The following is a 16,703-nucleotide window of genomic DNA, read 5'->3' on the forward strand; positions in this document are numbered from 1 at the left end:
AGACGCATGGGCAGGCGGCGCGGTCCAGACTGGTCGAGACTGGTAACCCGACGCGCCACTCCCGGCGCGAAAGCAACGGAGAATATCACCATGCTGAACAACTGGACCGAGTTCGTCCCCGCCGTGAAAAAAGCCTTCGGTGCCCTGGGCAAGCAACACCCGAAGATGCTCGCCGCCTATGGCGCGCTGGAGGAAGCCAGCGCCGAGGGCGCCCTGGATGCCAAGACCCGCGAACTGATCTCCATCGCCGTGGCCATTACCACCCGTTGCGACGGTTGCATCGGCGTGCACACCGAGGCCGCGCTGAAGGCCGGCGCCAGCGAGGCGGAAATCGCCCAGACCCTGGCTACCGCCATCTCCCTGAATGCCGGCGCCGCCTATGTCTATTCGCTGCGCGCGCTGGAAGCCTACGACCAGTTCAAAAAGTGAGGCCGTACAGGCGCTGCAGGTAGAACAGCAACCCCAGCCAGGCCACCAGGGCCAGCCAGCCCAGCCCCAGCAGGCCCTTGCGTAGCAGCGTCGAGGGCCTGCCATGGAGCAGGTCGACCAGGCTCAGCATGCCACCGAGCAACAGCAGGCCGAGCAGCGCCTGGGTGTACTGGGCGAAACTCGGCGACAACGCCTCGTCGCCGTGGGCGGCATAGTTGTACAGGTTCCAGGCGCAGATCAGCGTCGCCGGCAGCAGCGCCAGCAGCGCGCCGAGCCAGCGCCCGCGGACATGCAGGAGGAAGCCCGCGAGCAGGCCGACCAGCCCGGTACCCAGCGGTAGCAGCGCCAGGCCCTGGCTGAGGTAGACCAGGTCGACGCCGTCGGCGAGCGCCATCGGGGTGACGAAACGGTAGCTGCCGCTGGCGCAGAGCAGCACCGAAAGCAGCAACAGGGCGTAGCCCGGCAGGTACGGCCAGAAGGCGGGACGCGGGGGCAGGTCGGACATGGATGTTCCTTGCGGGTTGTCCGCTCGCATGAGCGTAGGCTCAAGCGTACCGCTGCGCGTGACAGGCGGCGAGTACCGTTGCGGTTGAACCCTCCGCGAATGGCGGGAGTCAGTCATAGGGTGACGCGAAAAAACGCCGGCTCACGCGCCGGACACCGTATCGACCCTGGACCAAGGAGTTCCGTTCATGGACCTGATCCGCATCCTCATCGCCATCCTCCTGCCGCCGCTGGGCGTGTTCCTGCAAGTCGGCTTCGGCGGCGCCTTCTGGCTGAACATCCTGCTCACCCTGCTCGGCTACATCCCGGGCATCGTCCACGCGGTGTACATCATCGCCAAGCGTTGAGGCCCCTGCTCAGGCGTAGTTCCATGGTTCCTTCACGGTGAAGTCCCGCCACGGGTCTTCGCCGTGGAAGGGGCCGACATAGAGCACCTCGCCGCCCCGGACGATCCATTCCATACCGTGTTCGCGGTCCCATTCGCAGTTCAGCGACAGGTGGATCACCGCTTCGTCGCCCTGTTCCGGGTCGGGCACGATCAGCTCGCCCGGCTCGATCCGTTCCAGCACCCCGCGCGCCGGCGCGACTTCCTCCGCAGACTCGCCCAGCCGCTCCAGGCGCGCGGCGCGGTAGCGCAGGCTGGCGGCACAAAGCCGCTCGACCACGGCGTCATCCAGTTCGTCGAGGGCTCGGGCGCAGCGCCAGGCGTAGGCGTCGTCGGCCTCGTTCTCGATGAACAGGCTGATGTAGCGCCGGTACAGGCGCCAATACACTTCGCCCATGTTCGCATCGTCCAGGTTGCGGATCAGTTCCATGCGTGGTCTCCCTGTTCAGCAGCGTTCGGTGAGGGCGATGCCACGGCCGTCGCCGAAGCCATCGTGTACGTGCAGCCACAGCGGGATCGGCCAGGCCCAGCCGCCGGCCTTCCACCAGCACTCGGCGAACCAGGCTTGCAGCGTATCGGCGAGCAGATCGACGCCGCCGAAGCCGTCGGCGAAATAGGCTTCGTCGAAATCCGGGGCATGTCCCAGGCCGAGCGCCAGGTCCAGCGCCTTGCCGGGAAACAGGCGCGGGTCGCTGGCGTCCACCCGGTTGCTGGCGCCATTCAGGTACAACCACGCTTCCGCTGCGTCGCGTCCGTCCTCGCCGAGGAACAGTTGGATCTCGCCGTCGCGCAGTCCTTCCTCCAGGGGTTGCCGGAGCAGCTCGCGCAGGCGCTGGATCACGCCCGGCGCGGCGCGTTGCAGGTCGCGGCGGTAGCGCTCGCGGAATTGTTCGGGGCTGAGGCCGAAAGGAATCATGGGCGTTTCTCCGTCATTCGGGCAGGCAGGGCCCGGCTTCCAGCCAGGCCTCCAGGCTGGGTGCCAGGGGTTCGAAGCAGTCCGGCGTCATCGCGCCATGGTCGACCAGGAACAGCGCCTGCCGGTGATCGTCCAGGGCCATCACCACGGCGCGGCCGCCGCTGTCGTCGCCTATGGCCAGGTAGCCGGGGCAGTAGAGAGAGGTTTCGAAGGCCCGGTTGCGTTCCAGCAACTCGTCGGCGGCGTAGAGCAGCAGGCCCGGCTCGACGAGGCGGCCGCCGTGCTGCTCCAGAGCGGCGACGAAGGCAGCCGGCAGCGGTCGTCCGAGCCAGGCCTCTAGGGCATCCAATTCAGGCTTCATCGGGCTCGTCCAGGGCGAACAATGCATGGTGGCGGGCATGGGCCAGCAGGCGTTCGCCCAGCGCGTCGGCCAGGGCGTAGAAGCGCGTGTCCAGCGCATCCAGGGCCGCTTCGCAGTCGCGGTCGGGTTCATCGGCCCAGGTCGGCATGCGCAATTGGCGTTCGGCCTGGGAGACTGGCACCGGACCGTCGCCGAACAGCAGGGCGGCGGCTCGCTCCAGCAGGGCCAGGGCGTCCTCCGCCTCCAATTCGCGAAGACCCGCGCGCGCCGCCTGGTACTGGTCGCCGGAGGAGTTGCCGAAGTACTGGTCGAAGCCGCCGTTGTGCACTTCGCCGCTGAGCACGCTCACTGCGTAGTAGCTCCGTTCGGCCGGCGACAGCCCGGCGAATCCCTCGCGGCCATCGTAGACGCGATTCACCAGCGCGCTCCAGTACAGCGCCTGCGGACTCGCCAGGTAGCGCCGTCGCTCCGCGTGGAAGTGCTTGCCATCCTCGATGTTCTGCCGGTAGCCGCCCTTGCAGGGCATGCACAGTCCGTCGTTTCTCGCCGCCGTGGTCGGGAGAATGAGATGGCCGCAGGCGCGGCAGGGAAGGCGGTCGGTCATGAGCGGTCCTTGCTGGTGGAAGGGGCTCATTATTGCGCAGGATCGTTCAGCTTGAACGACAGTTTGGCTTGCCAGCCTGGCACGGCATTGCCCGCTGGCATGACCGACCCTCTCTCCCTTCGGGGAGAGGGGCATGAGGACCGGCGCGGAGCGAGAAGCATCACCCCGCGCCAGCCCCCTCAGCTACGACTCACGGAAACGGCCACGCCGGCGACCCCTGGCTCATGTCCAGAAGCTTCACCGTGCTGTATTCGTTGGTCCGGTTGTTGGCATAGAAGAACGCCGGCTGCTCGGCGAAACCGTAGGCCGCCACCTGCGCCTGGGCCGCTGCCGAGGTACGGATGCCCCATAGCGCGAAGGTTGGCCGCTGGTCGCGCTGGGTCAGCCAGGACAGGCCGAGCAACAGGTTGTCGTTGCCGTCCGTGCTGCTGGCATCGCCGCTGTTTCCCGGGCGCTGGGCGTAGGTGCCGTAGCCGAGAGCGGCCTTGTTGGCGTCCCAGTCGGACTTGTCCACCTGGCGCTGGTGCAGGTAGAGCAGGGTCCAGATGTCCCAACCCTGCAGCGGATCGTTCTTCAGGTCGGCCCAGTAGTGCACCCACTGGGTATAGAAGGCCATCCGCTCGCCGTTCAGCGCGTAGGTGCCCGGGTCTTCCCACAGGCGCTTGTATACGCCTGCCAGCGGATCGGCCTCGGCGCGTCCGGCGACGATCAGGTTGTAGGCGTTGCGGTAGTTGACCCGCGTATCGTCGAGGTTCTGCCCGAACTCGCGGAGCACGCGCCAGTCCTTGTGCAACGGGAATATCTGGTTGGAGATTTCGCCCGAGCGCCCGCCGTAGACCTTCAGTCGATTCACTTGCAGGTTGTGGCCCAGCTCATGGCTTTCGCCCCAGCCACGCGGGTTCAGGCCCCAGGTCTGGTCGTAGGGGTTGCCGCTGCAACCGCCGCCGCACTGGGCGTACTGGTCGACGTTGATGTGCTGGGTGCCGGGCAGCTTGTGTAGGGTCTCGCTGTCGCAGTCCCAGCCGCGCGCCGCGCATTCCTGCTGGATTGCCGGAGTCTTCGCCTGGTTGGGAATGGCGAAGCCGGCCAGGGTGTAGGCGTCGTCGATGAACACCTCGTTCAACTCACGGATGAAGCGCTGGACGTCGCCGCCATAGTCCTTGTCGATCGAGCCACGGACCTTCTCCACCTTGGCGTGGACCTCCACCGAGCCGCTGCGGATCTCCAGCCAGTCGGCCTTGTCGGCGTCCAGCGCCTGGATGAAGTCGGCAATCGCCTGGCTGCTGTCCTCGCCCGGCTGGATGTCGAGGAACGGCTGGCTGGCCGCGCCGGTTACCTTGACGGTTACCGTCTGACCCGGCGTGGCGCCGCTGTAGACCAGTTGCAACAGGCCGCCGTAGGGCGATACCAGCGCCACCGACTGGTTTGCCTGGAGCTTGATGTCCGGGCTCTTGAGGAAGCGCGGGCGGTCATACTGGCGGGTATTCCACAGCCGCGTCGAGCCGATGCGCTGGGTGTTCAGGCCGACCGCCAGGCTGGCCTGGCCAGCGTCTTCGATGCGAATGCTCAGGCGCTTGCCCGGCGCCGCCATGCGGCCGATGGCGGTGAAGCCCTGGGCCGACGGCAAGGTGAGGGTCAGGGTTTCCTCCGAGCCCGATACCGGCATCGACTGTTGGCGCTGGCCGGCGTAGCTGCCCAGTTCCTTCTGCGCCGCGCCGGCCTCGCGCACGTAGCCGACGATGGCGTCGGCGACGAAGGTTTCCTGGAAGCGCGCCGTGTCGGCGGCCTTGTCCATCGGGTAGCGGATGTTCTGCCGCACCGCGTCGGCCCACAGCAGCCAGAGCCGCAGCGAGGTGGTGCCGGGCAGGGCGAAGAGGTTCTGCGCCTTCTGGTTGTAGGCGTCGAGGGCGCCTTTCAATACATCGACGCGCTTGCTGAAGTCGCTCAGTCCCGGCACGTCGTCGCAGGTGGTGCGACCGACGTAGGAGGTGCATTTCGACCAGTCGTAGTCCGTGCGCCAGCTACCGTCGACGATCTGCTGCACCAGCGCCGGGTCCTGGCCATAGGCGCCGCCCAGCTCGACCGAACGCGTCCGGGTGCGGCTGGATGGCACCCTGTCCTTGTCCCAGTAGTTGCCGCCGTAGGGGCCTTCCTGCAGGCCCAGGCCGGCGAGGATCTGCTGGCCGGTGCTGCTCTGGTTCCAGCCATTGGTGTGCACGAAGAGGATCGGCAGCCCGGCCTGTAGCCGTGCGCGCACCGTGGCGCTCAGGCTAGCGGCGCTGGCGCCGTTGCCCAGTACCAGCAATTTGCTGGTGCTGGCGCAACTGGCGTCGGTCAGCGCGTTGCAGGCGGCGTCCGCCGGTTGCAGGCCGGCGCTCTTCAGGCCGTTGAGAGTGGCGGTCTTGTCCACCCCGACCACGCTGACCTTGAAGTCCTTCGCAGTAGCCGCGCCCGGGTCGCCGTTCACCAGCCACTGCACCGCCCGCTTCAGCAGCGGTGCGTGGGCGGCATTGGCCCCGCTCAGTTGGGTGAGCACGTTGGTGCCATAGGCCAGCCCGCGGCCGCCGGCCTCCAGGCTCAGGCTGGCGAGCACGCGCCCCTTGTCGCCAATGAGGAAGGGCAGGGTATTGTCCGGGTTTGCCGGCAGGACCCACATGCTGGCGGCGCCAGGATCATAGGCTTGGCTGAGGTTCTGGTAGAGACCGTCGAGCAACTGGGTGCGGGTCTGGCGGATGCGCTCGACCTGCTGCTGCAGGCGCAGGGCGACCAGGTGGCTGTCGGTCAGTTGCGAGGAATTCCCGCTGACCAGTGCCGCATCGAGGATTTCTTCCTGGGTGGCCGCCTGGGCGGACAGCGCGCCAGCCAGGCAGAAACCGGCCAGCAACGCTCGGTGGCGAGGGATGGGTGAGCGACTCATGTTCTCTCCTTGCAGTGAGGGAAATGCAGTGGTGGACAGGCTCACAACTGGCGCTATCGGCCCGTGGAGGGCGGCATATTGTTATGGGTGCGCCGGGTATCGCGTCGAACAGGGAATGGGCCTCGGACAATGCCGGAAATACGCATGGGCGATCCGCTGCATCGAACGAGTCAAGGCGAGAGGAGCATGTTGGGAAAGGCGGAAAAACTATCTGTTCTGGTTGTTTTTGAACTGCGTCTGATTATTTTGATTTTATTTTTACCGATTGTTCGAAGCGCTCTGGAATAGGCGCTCCAGCGTTTCCTGTGACGAAACGATCCAGACTTTGGTTAGGGTCTTGGAAAATACCGAGGATGTATTTCCAGAGCTGTCGATCGAGTTGGAAGTTGCAGTTTCATGAAGGTTTAAGTACTTCGAAGTTACCGCGTTGGCGATGGAATCGATATCGTCCGGTAGTGCCTTCGGAAGTGCCTGATAAGTGCCTTCCCACGCTCAGGCGGCGAACAGAGCCGCCACGTCCATCTGATTCCGCTCCGCCAGCGCCAGTTCGCCTTCGCCGAAACTTGCGCTGCTGCCGCCTACACCCTGCGATTGATCGCGCAGTGGGTGGCGATTGACACCGAAGCCTGTGACCTGCAGCACGGCTCTCCGGTGCAACGGTAGAGACCTATCGGCAGGTGCTGGAAACCTGCCGTTTCCAGCACGAAGATGCCGTAGGGTGAGAGAAATACGTGGTCGATCTGTGTCGTGCCGTCCGGCGTGTTCAGGGTGACGTTGTGCAGGCGGCGGTAGGTGTGCCTGTCCAGTTGCCAATGGGCGAACAGGCGCACCAGCAGTTCACCGATCTGCCCCTTGGCCCAAGGCGATTTGAGCAGGCCGATCAGCAGGGCTGCCGGGATAAACCAGGTCAGCATGCCCCAGACCTGGGCGACTATCGGGCTGTAATCCACTTTCTTCCTTGAGCCGAGCTGCTTAATGGAGAGGCGACCATTGTCCTATGGCGCGATGACGCATCAAGGACTGATGAGCCCGGTGCAGGCGCTCAGCGTGCTATCTGGTAACGGGTGCTACGCCCTCTGCCGGGCAGTCGCTCGATGCAGCCCTTTTCCAGCAGGTCGCTCAGGTGGCGGGTCGCTGTGGCTTTGGAAACCTTGGCCACAGCTTGGTATTGCGCCGCACTGATGCCCTCCTCGAACCCCCTTTCGCCGCCATCGAGCAGGCGGTTAAGCACTTTGATCTGCTCCGCCGATAGCGTTTGGCTGCGATGTGCCTGCCAGAAGCGCGCCTTGACCAGCACGCGGTCTATACGGGCAAGGGCTTGCTCCAGGCTCTTGAGCAAGGTTTCGAGAAACCACTGCAGCCACTTGGTGATATCCAGCCCGCCTTTCTGACTGGCTTCTAGGATGCGGTAATAGCCGGCGCGGTCGTCGAGGATGCTCGCAGACATGGCGTAGAAGCGAATGGCTTGCTGCTCACCCTGAGCCAATGCCAGATCGGTGATAGCGCGGGTGAGGCGACCGTTGCCGTCGTCGAAGGGGTGCAGGGTCACGAACCAGAAATGGGCGATGCCGGCGCGCAGAAAGGGATCGAGGCTGGCATCGCGGCGGCTGCTCTCGAACCAGGCGAGAAAGTCCGCCAGTTGCGCTTCCAGCCCCGCGCGGGGAGGGGCTTCGAAATGGACTGTCGGGCGGTCGATGCGACCGGAAACCACCTGCATGGGCTCTTCGCCACGCAGTGCACCGATGTGTAGCGGTCGAGTCAGCAGTTGCTCATCAGTGGGGAATAGCCAACGGTGCCAGGTGAACAGTCGCTGTTCGTCTAGCGGCTCTTGATGTGCGTGGGTGGCATCGAGCAGCAGTTCCGCCAGGCCTTCGGAGCGAGAGGTGGTTCGACCTTCTTCGTGCAATCCCAGTCGCCGTGCCAGTGATGAGCGCACCGAACCGACATTCAGTTGCTCTCCCTCAATGGCTGAAGAGGTGACGATGTTCTGCAGCATGGCATCCAGGCTGCTCTGCACTTCGGTGTCACTCCCCACGGCACCGAGCATTCCTAACAAACGACCCTGAGCCTGGCTACAGGAGCGCAGCAGTGGTGCAAGCGCTTCGGCTTGCCAGTTGAACTGCGGCCAGTCGGGCTGCTGCCAGATCCAGAGTGGGTCGTTCATAAGGGATATTCATGAGCCGATTAGAGAGCCTATTCGGCTCATTTTGTGAGCCGATAATGGCAACTATTCGGCTCACTGTCTAATTCTCAAGCTGGGTTGATAGCTTGATGAGCATGCCTGTTCAGGGTGACTGAGTCAGCTAAAGCGCCTGTTTCAGCACGTCAAAAACCTTGTGGGCAGAGGTCGGCCGTACCCCTTGGGCATCGATAAAATTTGATGCAGGGACATGTAGCTCTCGGGCTACAAAATGGGGGCAGGTCACATGCGCTCGGAGCCGCAGTGCTGGATGTACACGCCGCGTACCATCTCGTCTTCGGTGCGGCGTGCCCAGTCTTCGGCGTCGCGCTTGGTGCGGAAGGTTTTTTCGTTGGTCGGCCAATCCGTTTTGCGGCCCACGGGAAGGGGGGACGACTGTTGCCATCAGATAAGGACTCCAAAGGCAGACTGGCTAACCAGTACTGTACCGACTTTGTACCTTTTGGCCATGGAGTCGTTTATGAGGCCACTACCCTAGAAAGCGCAAAGCCGCGCAGTGCGCGGCTTTGAAGGTGGTGGGCCCACACGGACTCGAACCGTGGACCAAAGGATTATGAGTCCTCTGCTCTAACCGACTGAGCTATAGGCCCCCAGAAGGTCGGCGGATTATACCGGCGCTTCTCGGGGAGCGCCAATCGGCTGGCGCGGTTTGAGGAATTTGCTGGCGAACAGCTCGGCGGGCAGCGGCGGACTGAGGACGAAGCCCTGGATCTGCTCGCAGCCTTCGTGGGTGAGGAAGCTCTGCTGACCTTCGGTTTCCACGCCTTCGGCGATCACCGTGAGCTGCATGCTGCGGCCGAGGGCGATGATGGCGCGGGTGATGGCGGCATCGTGGGGATCGTCGGGAAGGCCGCGGATGAACGACTTGTCGATCTTCAGGATGTCCAGCGGCAGGCGCTTGAGGTAGCTGAGCGAGGAGTAGCCGGTGCCGAAGTCGTCGATCGCCAGCTGTACGCCGAGGCGCTTGAGGCCGTGGAGGACGGCGAGGGCCTCCTCGGTCTGGTTCATGATGAAGCTCTCGGTGATTTCCAGTTGCAGCCGCGACGGTTCCAGGCCGGACTGCTCCAGCAGTTGCTCGAGGCGTTCGATCAGTTGCGGCTGGCCGAGCTGGGCGCCGGCGAGGTTGACCGACAGCGGGCCGAACGGCGCGTGCAGCTTTTGCCATTCGCCCATCTGCTGGCAGGCGTGTTCCAGCACCCAGTCGCCGAGGGGCAGGATCAGGCCGCAATCCTCGGCGAGGGGGATGAAGCGCTCCGGGGAAATTTCCCCGAACAGCGGATGGTACCAGCGCACCAGTGCCTCGGCGCCGACCAGCAAGCCGCTCTCCAGGCTCAGCTTGGGTTGGTAGTAGAGCTGCAACTCGTCGCGCTCGAGGGCGCGGCGCAGTTCGGTTTCCAGCGCCATGCGCTCGGTGGCCAGGTAGGTCAGTTCGCGGGTGTAGTACTCGATGCGGCTGCGGCCCCGCGACTTGGCGCGGTACATGGCGGCGTCGGCGTTCTTCACCAGGGTCGGGGCGTCGTCGCCGTCCTTGGGGAACAGGGCGATGCCGACGCTGGCGCTGACGAAGAATTCATGACCGTCGGCCTGGAACGGCGCGGTGAAGGCATTCAGCAGCTTGCGCGCGACGTGCTCGGCGTCGCTTTCCTGGTGCAGGCCGGGGAGCAGGATGATGAATTCGTCGCCCCCCAGGCGGGCCACGGTATCGACGTCGCGCAACTGGTCGCGCAGGCGTTCGGCGATGGCCTTGAGCAGCAGGTCGCCGATGGGATGGCCGAGGCTGTCGTTGATGTGCTTGAAGCGGTCCAGGTCGATGAACAGCACGGCGCCGGGACGACTCTCTTCGCGGGCCTCGTCGAGGGCGTGATTGAGCCGGCTCTCGAACAGCAGGCGATTGGGCAGGCCGGTGAGCGGATCGTGGTGGGCCTGGTAGTCGAGCCGGGCCTGGGCGTATTTGAGGGTGGAGATATCGGCGAAGACGCCGACGAAGTGGGTGATCTCGCCCTGCGGATTGTGTACCGCGCTGATGGTCAGCCATTCGGGGTACAGCTCGCCGGTCTTGCGTCGGTTCCAGATCTCGCCCTGCCAGTGCCCGTCGCGCTCCAGCTGGTTCCACATGGCGAGGTAGAAGCTGGAGTCGTGTTGTCCGGAGGAGAGCAGGCTGGGCGAGCGTCCCAGCGCCTCCTGCTCGCTGTAGCCGGTGATCTCGCTGAAGGCGCGGTTGACCGCGGTGATGCGTTGGCGGGTATCGGTGATCATCACGCCTTCGGCGGTGCTTTCGAAGACGGTGGCGGCCTGCTGCAGCTTCTCCTGCATGAGCTGGCGCTCGGTGATATCGCGGGCGATGGTCAGCACGCAGTCCTCGCCATCGATGCTGATCCGGTGGGCGGACATCTCGCACTGGCGGATGCCACCGTTGCGGTCCCGTACAGGGGCGGTGAAGCCCTGGGTCAGGGTGTGGTGGCGTACCAGCGAGATCAGGCGCTTGCGGTCCTCGGTGTCGACCCACAGGCCGAGTTCGAGCGTGGAGCGGGAGATGACCTCGTCGCGGCGGTAGCCGGTGAGACGGGTGAAGCCTTCGTTCACGTCGATCAGCGTGCCGTCTTCGAGGCGGCTGATCAGCAGACCGTCGGGGTAGGCATGGAAGGCGTTGGCGAACTTCTCCTCGGAGATCCGCAGCAGTTCCTGGGTCTCCACCAGGTGGGTGATGTCGCGGATCACCACCACCAGCGCCGGGGTCTGGTCGAGGGCCACGTGCTGGGCGCTGAGCAGCGCGCTGAAGGTACTGCCATTGCGGCGCCGCAGGGGCACCTCGAGGTTGGTCAGGTTGCCGTGGCCGAGCTTTTCCAGGACCTGCGGGCCCAGGCCGGGGAGTGCCCAGATGCCCAGTTCGGTGGCGGTCTTGCCGATGGCGTCGTCGGCGGCGATGCCGATCTGCTGCTCGAAGGTGCTGTTCACCGCGAGGAAGCGGCCGTCGGCGCCGTTGGCCAGTACCACCATGTCCGGGCAGTGGTGGAACACCGAAGCGAACTTCTGTTCGGACAGGCGCATGGCCTGCTCGGTGAGCTTGGCCTCGGTGATGTCGATCATCAGACCGCGCAGGAGCAGGTCCCGGCCTTGCGTGATCGGGGTGACCAGATCGCGAATCCAGACTACCCGGCCGTCGGCGGCGAGCATCCGGTAGTCGAAGCTGTGGTCGCGTCCGGCCTGGCTTTCGCTCATGCAGTAGTGGATGGCGTACTCGGCGTCCATGGGGTGCAGGGTCCGCTGCCAGAAGCCCGGCTGCAGCCATTCGCCGAGGGGATAGCCGAGCAGGCGTTCGGCGTGGGGCGAGACGTAGGTGAAGCGGTTCTCCTCGAGGCGCATTTCCCAGGCGATGGCATTCAGGCTTTCCACCAGTCCCCGGTAGTGCTGTTCGCTGTCGCGCAGTTCGCGCTCCAATTGCCGCCGGCGACTCACCTCGCGGCGCAGGCGGCGGTTCATGGCCAGCAGTATGGCGACCGAGACCAGGATCAGCAGGACGATGGGAAGACCGTAGGTCGCCATCTCGCGCCAGGCCGGACGTCGGTCGAGCAGGCCGCCGACCCAGGGGGCCTGGAGTCGCTCGATCTCCTCGGCGCTGAGGTCGGCGAGGACCTTGTCGACGATCCCGGCGAGGATCGGTTGTCCGCGCGGCACGGCCATCGCCAGTTGGTAGCGGTATGGCGTCTCGCCGCTGATCTCCAGGCCGTTGAGCTTGAGCTGGCGGAGGTTCCATACGCTGGAGGCGAAGTCGCCGACGAAGGCGTCGGCCTGGCCGGTGGCCAGCGCCTGCAGGGCTGCCGCTACCGAAGGCAGCGGCAGCAGGGTGAGGTCGGGATGCTGGGCGATCAGCAGTTCGTGAGGAGCATAGTGGTCGACCACCGCGACCTTGAGTCCGTAGAGCTCGTCGATGCGCTTCGGCATCGTGCCGTTCTTGCGTGCCAGGATGATGATCGGGAAGTCCAGGTAGGGCCGGGTGAAGCTCAGGTACTCCTGGCGCTCCGGGGTAGCCATGATGCCGGGCAGCAGGTCCAGCCGACCGTCCTTGGCCTGCTCCAGGACCTGCGTCCAGGTCTTCGGTTCGACAGGCGTCGGGCTGACGCCCAGGCGTTCCTGCAGCAGGCTGACGTAGCCGGCGGCGAGTCCCTGGTAGCGGCCCTGTTCGTCGCGGAACTCGAATGGCGGCCAGGAGGTGTCCACGCCCAGGCGGATGCTCGGGTGCTCGGCCAGCCAGGCCCGTTCCTCGGGCGTGAGCGTGAGTGCGTCGGCCAGCCCCGGCCAGCAGCAGGCCAGACACAGGAGAAGCACGGCCTGTAGACGCTGCATGAGGCGGTCTCGCGGTGGACGGGAATATAAGCGGAAGTGTAGACGCCGGGCGGCGGGGCAAGCGGCAAAGAAAAACCCCCGGTTTTTCAGGCCGGGGGTTCGTTCGTCACTCGTCGAGGAAGGAGCGCAGGTGCTCGCTTCGCGACGGATGGCGCAGCTTGCGCAGCGCCTTGGCTTCGATCTGGCGGATCCGCTCGCGGGTCACATCGAACTGCTTGCCGACTTCCTCGAGGGTGTGGTCGGTGTTCATGTCGATGCCGAAGCGCATGCGCAGCACCTTGGCTTCCCGGGCAGTGAGGCCGGCGAGGACTTCGCGGGTGGATTCCTTGAGGCTCTCGCTGGTCGCCATCTCGATCGGCGACTGCATGGTGGAGTCCTCGATGAAATCGCCCAGGTGCGAATCTTCGTCGTCACCGATCGGGGTTTCCATGGAGATCGGCTCTTTGGCGATCTTCAGTACCTTGCGGATCTTGTCCTCAGGCATGTCCATGCGCTCGCCAAGCTCTTCCGGGGTGGGCTCGCGACCCATTTCCTGGAGCATCTGGCGGGAGATGCGGTTGAGCTTGTTGATCGTCTCGATCATGTGCACCGGGATGCGGATGGTGCGTGCCTGGTCGGCGATCGAACGAGTGATCGCCTGGCGAATCCACCAGGTGGCGTAGGTGGAGAACTTGTAGCCGCGACGGTATTCGAACTTGTCCACCGCCTTCATCAGGCCGATGTTGCCTTCCTGGATCAGGTCGAGGAATTGCAGGCCGCGGTTGGTGTACTTCTTGGCGATGGAAATCACCAGGCGCAGGTTGGCCTCGACCATTTCCTTCTTCGCCCGGCGAGCCTTGGCTTCGCCGATCGACATCGCGCGGTTGATTTCCTTGATCTCGGCGACGGTCAGCTCGACCTCGCTTTCCAGGGCCGCCAGCTTCTGCTGGTTGCGCAGGATGTCGTCGCGCAGGCGCTCGATGGCCTCGGCGTACTTCGGCTTGCTCTTCAGGACGCTGTCGACCCACTTCTCGTCGGTCTCGTGGTTCGGGAACAGGCGCAGGAAGTCGGCACGCGGCATGCGCGCGTCACGCACGCAGAGCTGCATGATGGCGCGTTCCTGGGCGCGCACGCCTTCCAGGGCGGAGCGCACGCGGGCGACCAGGGCGTCGAACTGCTTGGGCACCAGCTTGATCGGCATGAACAGCTCGGCCAGGCCGGTGAGTTCGGCGGTGGCCTGCTTGCTGCCGCGACCGTGCTTCTTCAGGGCCTTCTTGGCCTTGTCGAGCTGCTCGGAGACCGCGGTGAAACGCAGGCGGGCTTCTTCCGGATCCGGACCGCCGTCGCCTTCGTCGTCGCTGTCGCTGCTGTCGTCGCTTTCTTCTTCCTCGTCGTCCTTCTCTTTCGAGTCGGCGGAATCGTCCTTCAGGTTGACCGGCTCCACCTCTTCGGCGGGCAGGCTGCCGTCATCGGGATCGATATAGCCGCTGAGGACGTCGGAGAGGCGACCGCCTTCGGCGACGATGCGATTGTAGTCGGCCAGGATGCTGTCCACCGTGCCCGGGAACTGGGCGATGGCGCTCATCACTTCGCGGATGCCTTCCTCGATGCGCTTGGCGATTTCGATCTCGCCTTCGCGGGTCAGCAGTTCCACGGTACCCATTTCACGCATGTACATGCGCACCGGGTCGGTGGTGCGACCGATGTCGCTTTCCACCGCGGCCAGGGCCGCTGCGGCTTCTTCCGCTGCGGCTTCGTCGGTATCCGCCTCGGCCAGCAACAGGGCATCCGCATCCGGGGCTGTCTCGAATACGTTGATCCCCATGTCGTTGATCATGCGGATGATGTCTTCCACCTGTTCCGGATCGGAAATATCCTCCGGCAGGTGGTCGTTGACCTCCGCGTAAGTCAGGTATCCCTGCTCACGGCCTCGGGCGATCAACTCTTTCAGACGAGATTGCTGTTGCGCTTTTCCGGACATAACACCCTATCCACTGAAGGTCTTGGCGGGCAAAAAATAAGCAGAGGATTATACCTGATGCCTGGGCTGAGGCGCCAGTTCAGCTCTGGGAAGGCGATGAAGCGGCAACACTGTAGTGCTCTCTGAGCAAGGCTTTCTCTTCATCGGTCAGTTCACTGTAGCTCTTCTGCATGACGCTGCGTAAACGCTCCTCCCGCTCGCCGAAACGCTGGCTCTCGGAGAGTTTAGTAATGGTGTCGAAGAACTGCTTTTCAAGGTTCTCCTGGACGATCAGCCACTCCTTCTCGCCCAGGGCCTGCAGCAGGCGGCCCTGGGGCGTGCCGTGCCAGCGCGCGATGAGTTGCATCGAGCTCTGCCGCGGGTTCTTCTGCAGGGCTTCCAGCAGGGACACCAGCAACTGGGCGTAGGTATCCTGCTCCCTGGCGAGGGTGCCCGCATCGTCGACCTTCAAGGCCAACTGCGGATGATGCAGCAAGGTGCGCAGGGCGTTGAGGGTGGTGGACTCCACGCTGACCGGCGTTCGTTGCGGAGCCTTGAAGTCGCCGCGGCCGCCTTTGTCCCACTTCTTCTTGCCATCCCACTTCTTGCCGTCCCAGGGCTTCTTGTCCGTGTTCCAGCTCTTGCGCGGTTGCGCCTCGCCATAGCCTGGCGCAGCGTCGAACGGCGCATGGGAGGGCTCGTTCTCGTAGTAGGCGCTGGCGGCGAAATAGTCGTCGCCGTCCAAGACGCCGCTCGCTCCGTGGTCCATGGACGACGGCGGCGGGCTGTGGTGCGCCAGTTGTCCGATGTTTTCGCCGGACAGGCCGGTGATTTCCGACAGACGTTGCCGCATCAGCAGGCGCAGGTTGTTCCCGGGAATCTTCTCCAGCAGCGGCGCGGCGAGGGTCGCCAGGTGGGCCTTGCCTTCCAGGGTGGCGGGGTCGGCCTCCAGCATCAGTTGCTGGAAGAAGTACTCCGCCAGCGGCTGGGCCTGCTGGGTGATGCGTGCGCGGAAGGCATCCTCGCCCTCGGCGCGTACCAGGCTGTCCGGGTCCTCGCCCTCGGGGAGGAACAGGAAGCGCACGCGCTTGCCGTCCTGCAGGTTCGGCAGCACCGACTCCAGGGCGCGCCAGGCCGCCTTGCGCCCGGCCTGGTCGCCGTCGAAACAGAACAGGATGCTCGGTACCAGGCGGAACAGGCGCTTGATGTGTTCCTCGCTGGTCGCCGTGCCGAGGGTCGCCACCGCGTTGCGGATGCCTTGCTGGGCCAGGGCGATGACATCCATGTAGCCCTCGACCACCATGATCTCGTCGAGGTCGCGATTCTTCTGCCGGGCCTCGTAGAGTCCGTAGAGTTCCTGGCCCTTGTGGAAGACCGGAGTCTCCGGGGAGTTCAGGTACTTCGGCTTGTCGTCGCCGAGCACCCGGCCGCCGAAGGCGATGATCCGCCCGCGGCTGTCGCGGATCGGGAACATCACGCGATCGCGGAAGCGGTCGTAGCGCTTGCCGGTGTCGCTGTTCTCCACCAGCAGGCCGGCGTCGAGCATGGCCTTGAGTTGCAGGTTGTCGCCACCCAGGTGCTTGAGCAGGTTGTCCCAGCCGGGCGGGGCGAAACCGAGGCCGAAGTCGCGGGCGATCTCGCCGGTCAGGCCGCGGCCCTTCAGGTAGTTCACCGCGGCTTTGCGCGCGGGGTGGCTTTTCAGCGCCTGCTTGTAGAACTCGGCGGCGGCGCTGAGCAGCGGGTAGAGCGGCGAGTCGGTCGGCTGGCGCGGCGTGTGCCCGCGTCCGCCGCGTTCCTCGCGCGGCACGTCCATGCCGGCGCGCTTGGCCAGTTCCTCGACCGCCTGGGGGAACTCCAGCTGGTCGTGGTCCATGACGAAGCCGAGCGCGTTGCCGCCGGCGCCGCAGCCGAAGCAGTAGTAGAACTGCTTGTCCGGGCTGACGGTGAACGAGGGAGTCTTTTCCTTGTGGAACGGGCAGCAGGCGCTGTAGTTCTTGCCGGTTTTCTTCAGTTGGATGCGTGAACTCACCACCTCGACGATGTCGGTGCGGTTCAGCAGGTCATCGATGAAGCTTTGCGGTATCAGGCCGGCCATGGTGTTCTC

The 16,703-nt window shown here is 64.9% G+C and carries 14 protein-coding genes, 1 tRNA gene and 1 pseudogene; 3 read left to right on the forward strand and 13 right to left on the reverse strand.

Going from position 1 to position 16,703, the window contains the following annotated elements; genetic code table 11:
- Positions 1-90 precede the first annotated feature (90 nt).
- Entirely contained in the window at positions 91-429 is a 339-nt protein-coding gene (locus ACI766_RS02840) for a carboxymuconolactone decarboxylase family protein (protein ID WP_003084980.1), read from the forward strand.
- On the opposite strand, the gene ACI766_RS02845 is transcribed toward ACI766_RS02840, so the two are convergent.
- Positions 419-934: a hypothetical protein gene (locus ACI766_RS02845; RefSeq protein WP_015649720.1), complete on the reverse strand. Its 516-nt coding sequence runs from the start codon at positions 932-934 to the stop codon at positions 419-421. The two genes, ACI766_RS02840 and ACI766_RS02845, sit on opposite strands and share 11 nt — an antisense overlap.
- Positions 935-1,121: 187 nt before the next feature.
- On the opposite strand from ACI766_RS02845, the gene ACI766_RS02850 reads away from it, so the two are divergent.
- On the forward strand, positions 1,122-1,280 hold the full coding sequence (locus ACI766_RS02850; protein ID WP_003084988.1) for a YqaE/Pmp3 family membrane protein: 159 nt from the start codon (positions 1,122-1,124) through the stop codon (positions 1,278-1,280).
- 9 nt (positions 1,281-1,289) lie between these two features.
- On the opposite strand, the gene ACI766_RS02855 is transcribed toward ACI766_RS02850, so the two are convergent.
- From ACI766_RS02855 to impA, 5 genes are all read right to left on the reverse strand, one after another.
- Positions 1,290-1,748 (reverse strand): DUF6985 domain-containing protein, encoded by a 459-nt coding sequence (locus ACI766_RS02855; RefSeq protein WP_003084991.1) that lies wholly within the window; start codon positions 1,746-1,748, stop codon positions 1,290-1,292.
- Positions 1,749-1,763: 15 nt separating this feature from the next.
- Positions 1,764-2,234, reverse strand: coding sequence for a hypothetical protein (locus ACI766_RS02860; RefSeq protein ID WP_003099612.1), 471 nt, complete (start codon positions 2,232-2,234; stop codon positions 1,764-1,766).
- A gap of 13 nt (positions 2,235-2,247) precedes the next feature.
- Positions 2,248-2,595 carry an SMI1/KNR4 family protein gene (locus ACI766_RS02865; RefSeq protein WP_003113222.1) on the reverse strand — a complete coding sequence of 116 codons (348 nt, stop codon included), beginning with the start codon at positions 2,593-2,595 and terminating at the stop codon, positions 2,248-2,250.
- Positions 2,585-3,199 (reverse strand): DMP19 family protein, encoded by a 615-nt coding sequence (locus ACI766_RS02870; protein WP_014602422.1) that lies wholly within the window; start codon positions 3,197-3,199, stop codon positions 2,585-2,587. Before ACI766_RS02870 ends, ACI766_RS02865 begins: the two co-directional genes overlap by 11 nt.
- Positions 3,200-3,389: 190 nt before the next feature.
- On the reverse strand, positions 3,390-6,161 hold the full coding sequence (impA, locus tag ACI766_RS02875; protein WP_031628469.1) for an ImpA family metalloprotease: 2,772 nt from the start codon (positions 6,159-6,161) through the stop codon (positions 3,390-3,392).
- Between the two features lie 99 nt (positions 6,162-6,260).
- Here impA and ACI766_RS02880 point away from each other — a divergent pair, with 99 nt between their 5' ends.
- Positions 6,261-6,404, forward strand: coding sequence for a hypothetical protein (locus ACI766_RS02880; protein WP_152959728.1), 144 nt, complete (start codon positions 6,261-6,263; stop codon positions 6,402-6,404).
- A gap of 290 nt (positions 6,405-6,694) precedes the next feature.
- On the opposite strand, the gene ACI766_RS02885 is transcribed toward ACI766_RS02880, so the two are convergent.
- From ACI766_RS02885 to dnaG, 7 genes and pseudogenes are all read right to left on the reverse strand, one after another.
- Complete coding sequence (locus tag ACI766_RS02885) at positions 6,695-7,066, reverse strand: nuclease-related domain-containing protein (RefSeq protein WP_003142777.1); 372 nt, start codon at positions 7,064-7,066, stop codon at positions 6,695-6,697.
- Positions 7,067-7,158: 92 nt separating this feature from the next.
- Positions 7,159-8,280: a Fic family protein gene (locus tag ACI766_RS02890; protein ID WP_003117952.1), complete on the reverse strand. Its 1,122-nt coding sequence runs from the start codon at positions 8,278-8,280 to the stop codon at positions 7,159-7,161.
- A 261-nt stretch (positions 8,281-8,541) separates the two neighbouring features.
- Positions 8,542-8,676, reverse strand: a pseudogene (locus ACI766_RS02895) (integrase); the annotation flags it as partial.
- Positions 8,677-8,829: 153 nt separating this feature from the next.
- Positions 8,830-8,906: transfer RNA gene (locus ACI766_RS02900), tRNA-Ile, on the reverse strand.
- A gap of 16 nt (positions 8,907-8,922) precedes the next feature.
- Positions 8,923-12,660, reverse strand: coding sequence for an EAL domain-containing protein (locus ACI766_RS02905; RefSeq protein ID WP_010793497.1), 3,738 nt, complete (start codon positions 12,658-12,660; stop codon positions 8,923-8,925).
- A 106-nt stretch (positions 12,661-12,766) separates the two neighbouring features.
- Positions 12,767-14,620 carry an RNA polymerase sigma factor RpoD gene (rpoD, locus tag ACI766_RS02910; protein WP_003085035.1) on the reverse strand — a complete coding sequence of 618 codons (1,854 nt, stop codon included), beginning with the start codon at positions 14,618-14,620 and terminating at the stop codon, positions 12,767-12,769.
- A gap of 79 nt (positions 14,621-14,699) precedes the next feature.
- The gene (gene dnaG, locus ACI766_RS02915) at positions 14,700-16,694 is read right to left on the reverse strand and encodes a DNA primase (RefSeq protein WP_087823929.1); all 1,995 of its coding nucleotides are present in this window, start codon (positions 16,692-16,694) and stop codon (positions 14,700-14,702) included.
- Positions 16,695-16,703: the final 9 nt, after the last annotated feature.

The sequence above is a fragment of the Pseudomonas sp. DL genome (assembly GCF_047199225.1).
GTDB classification, from domain to species: domain Bacteria; phylum Pseudomonadota; class Gammaproteobacteria; order Pseudomonadales; family Pseudomonadaceae; genus Pseudomonas; species Pseudomonas aeruginosa.

What these genes read in the sequence shown, in the direction of transcription:
- ACI766_RS02840 (WP_003084980.1), top strand. Translation starts at nt 91, where the DNA reads ATGCTGAACAACTGGACCGAGTTCGTCCCCGCCGTGAAAAAAGCCTTC.
- ACI766_RS02845 (WP_015649720.1), bottom strand. Translation starts at nt 934, where the DNA reads ATGTCCGACCTGCCCCCGCGTCCCGCCTTCTGGCCGTACCTGCCGGGC.
- ACI766_RS02850 (WP_003084988.1), top strand. Translation starts at nt 1,122, where the DNA reads ATGGACCTGATCCGCATCCTCATCGCCATCCTCCTGCCGCCGCTGGGC.
- ACI766_RS02855 (WP_003084991.1), bottom strand. Translation starts at nt 1,748, where the DNA reads ATGGAACTGATCCGCAACCTGGACGATGCGAACATGGGCGAAGTGTAT.
- ACI766_RS02860 (WP_003099612.1), bottom strand. Translation starts at nt 2,234, where the DNA reads ATGATTCCTTTCGGCCTCAGCCCCGAACAATTCCGCGAGCGCTACCGC.
- ACI766_RS02865 (WP_003113222.1), bottom strand. Translation starts at nt 2,595, where the DNA reads ATGAAGCCTGAATTGGATGCCCTAGAGGCCTGGCTCGGACGACCGCTG.
- ACI766_RS02870 (WP_014602422.1), bottom strand. Translation starts at nt 3,199, where the DNA reads ATGACCGACCGCCTTCCCTGCCGCGCCTGCGGCCATCTCATTCTCCCG.
- ACI766_RS02880 (WP_152959728.1), top strand. Translation starts at nt 6,261, where the DNA reads ATGGGCGATCCGCTGCATCGAACGAGTCAAGGCGAGAGGAGCATGTTG.
- ACI766_RS02890 (WP_003117952.1), bottom strand. Translation starts at nt 8,280, where the DNA reads ATGAACGACCCACTCTGGATCTGGCAGCAGCCCGACTGGCCGCAGTTC.
- ACI766_RS02905 (WP_010793497.1), bottom strand. Translation starts at nt 12,660, where the DNA reads ATGCAGCGTCTACAGGCCGTGCTTCTCCTGTGTCTGGCCTGCTGCTGG.
- rpoD (WP_003085035.1), bottom strand. Translation starts at nt 14,620, where the DNA reads ATGTCCGGAAAAGCGCAACAGCAATCTCGTCTGAAAGAGTTGATCGCC.
- dnaG (WP_087823929.1), bottom strand. Translation starts at nt 16,694, where the DNA reads ATGGCCGGCCTGATACCGCAAAGCTTCATCGATGACCTGCTGAACCGC.